Annotated in this window: 1 protein-coding gene; it reads right to left on the bottom strand. The window is 28.6% G+C overall.

Annotation, left to right across the window (positions count from 1 at the left end):
* A partial coding sequence (locus tag ACP6PM_RS17220; RefSeq protein WP_426586713.1) for a 7TMR-DISM family protein occupies positions 1 to 2,056 on the bottom strand: 2,056 nt, incomplete at its 3' end.
* Between the last annotated feature and the right edge of the window lie 502 nt (positions 2,057 to 2,558).

Genomic DNA, 2,558 nt, shown 5'->3' with positions numbered 1-2,558 from the left:
TAATGGGTAATCCTAAACCTGTGCCTTCTTGACTATTTTTACCTGTTTCAGTTTGAGCAAATGCTTCAAATAATTTGGGCATTTCATCTTCAGCTATTCCTGCTCCTGTATCTCTGACTTCAAAAATAAGAATTGCTTTTTCATTACTTTCCCTCCTTTCTAAAGCTAGATTTTTTCCCGAAGTTTCCCCCCTTTCTAAGGGTAGATTTTTTCCCGAACTTTCCCCCCTTAGAAAGGGGGGATTAAGGGGGGATTCTTTTTGAAGAGCAACTGTGACACTTACACCCCCTTCAGATGTAAACTTAATCCCATTATTGATTAAGTTAATTAAGACTTGTCGCAGTTTAATTTCATCGGTATAGATATATTGAGGTACATCATCTTGATAGTCAAAGATTAATGTTAACCCTTTATTTTCTGCGGTTATATGTAATAAGTCTTCAATTTCGTTCAAGAAGGAATAAAACTCAAAACTATTGGCATTAAGCGTTATTTTCCCAGCTTCAATTTTAGATAAGTCTAAAATATTATTAATCAAGGTTAATAAATAATTGCCACTTGTATTAATAATAGTTGTATTTTCCTTGTCTTCTTTTGATAAACTTTGAGAACGAATCATAATTTGAGAAAAGCCTAAAATAGCATTTAAAGGAGTGCGTAATTCGTGACTCATATTAGCAATAAAACTGCTTTTTGCTTGATTGGCAACTTCCGCTTTTTGTTTAGCAATGGATAATTGTTCTGTTCTTTCTACAACTTTTTTTTCTAAAACAATATTTTGTTCTTTAATTAATTTTTGATTAATTTCAGCATTTTTCAAGGCTTCATTTTGTGCTTTCTCTCTTTCATCTTGAATCAAATTAATTCGATCTGCTAAAGCAAACGAAAATAATAAGACCAGTAAACTAAAAGCGAAATTTGAAAGTTTGCTTAGAGAAATCCCATAAGGTATAAAACTCAAAACAGTCAAACAATGAACAATTATTGCCACAATAGGGGAAAACATAGCTAATAAAAAATATTTAGCTGGCTTATATCCTTGCATCCATCTTATCAAAGCAGTTGTTGATATTATTACACTAATAAATATAATATAAAAACTTTGGATAATACCAGTCCATGTTGTTGATATAGATATAATAATTGTTATAACTAGAACTAAAGATATAATAAATAAAAATCTATCCATTTTAGGAAGATGTTTTTTAGTTTTTAAGAAAGATTGGGTGAATTTTATCCAGGAAAAATACATTAATAATACTCCTAATGATTGAATCTCAAAATAGCTAGGAAAATTATTCCAAAATAATTGATGTCCTATTCCCTCTATACACAATCTACACCAGACATAACCTATAATAAACAATAAAAAATATAGATAACTTTTGTCTTTTAAAGAAATAAATAAAAAAAAGTTATAACCAATCATTATTAATAGAGTTCCATAAGCCATTCCTGAATCTAAGATATTATATTGATCCTCCTGTAAAAATGTTTCTAAGGAATAAATATTCAATGGAATAGATAAACCTGCTTTTGAAGTTAAACGTAGATAAATAGTTTTTTCATTATCTTCAGTAAAAGGCAAACTAAAGATAAAAAAACGATGGTTAAATTCTCTAGTGCTAAAAGGTAAAAATCTGCCAGTTTTAATTATCTTAAATCCTTTTTTGTTTCCTTGAGAATAATAAAAATCTACGGTACCTGTACGAGTATCATTTAAACTTAATATCCATTTTTGTGTCAAACTTGCTTGATTTTTTACTCGAAAACGAACCCAGATTGCTGATGTTTTTATGCCTAAATTGGGGACATTTTTATTACTAAGAGTAAACTCTTGATTCACAACATCTTCAATAGTTAATTTTCTAGTTTTATCTTCAAATATTTCTAAATGTAATCCTAAAGGATATTTTTGAATATTATCATTTAAAACCACAACATTATCAAGATGTTCTAAGTTATTATTTTGTGCATAGCTGTGAGACACTGAAATCAATAAACATAACAAAAAAAATGTCAAAATAAAGAGTTTTTTGAAAAATTTATTGTTCATTAAAGTTATCATCTAAATTTTCCTTTGATCTAGTATTCATCGCATTCATAGTCTTATCAAAAAAATCAACTAATACCAATTCACTTTAAAAATCTCAGAAATAGTTTCAAGCTTTAGATGTGAAATAATTTCCTGAAACTACTGAGCACGTAAAAGTTATGAGTCTATAAAATCATAATGCATGACTTTTTAATTCCGTGAAACGGTATAATAATTTAACTTCTGACTTGAGAAATCCTCCTTATAAAAACAACTTCTGACCTCTGATTTATATCATGTTCGGATAATCACTTATAATAAAGTTTTTGTTTGTAGTATAGCTCTCAGCCCCAACTTTAGATAGGGCTGAGAGCTATACTACGAACTTTCATTATAATAACTATTTAACCGAACATAATATTAGTTAAGATCTATCCTGATTCCGAGATTCAATTAATTGTCTAATAGTCTGAAATTGGAAATCATCAACTAAAGTCTTTAACTGCTGCCCTAATAAAGATTG

The sequence above is a fragment of the Dapis brunnea BLCC-M229 genome (genome assembly GCF_050015995.1).
Taxonomy (GTDB): domain Bacteria; phylum Cyanobacteriota; class Cyanobacteriia; order Cyanobacteriales; family Microcoleaceae; genus Trichodesmium.
The sequence above is the reverse complement of the archived record's forward strand: the minus strand, read 5'-3'. Positions and strand labels throughout refer to the sequence as shown.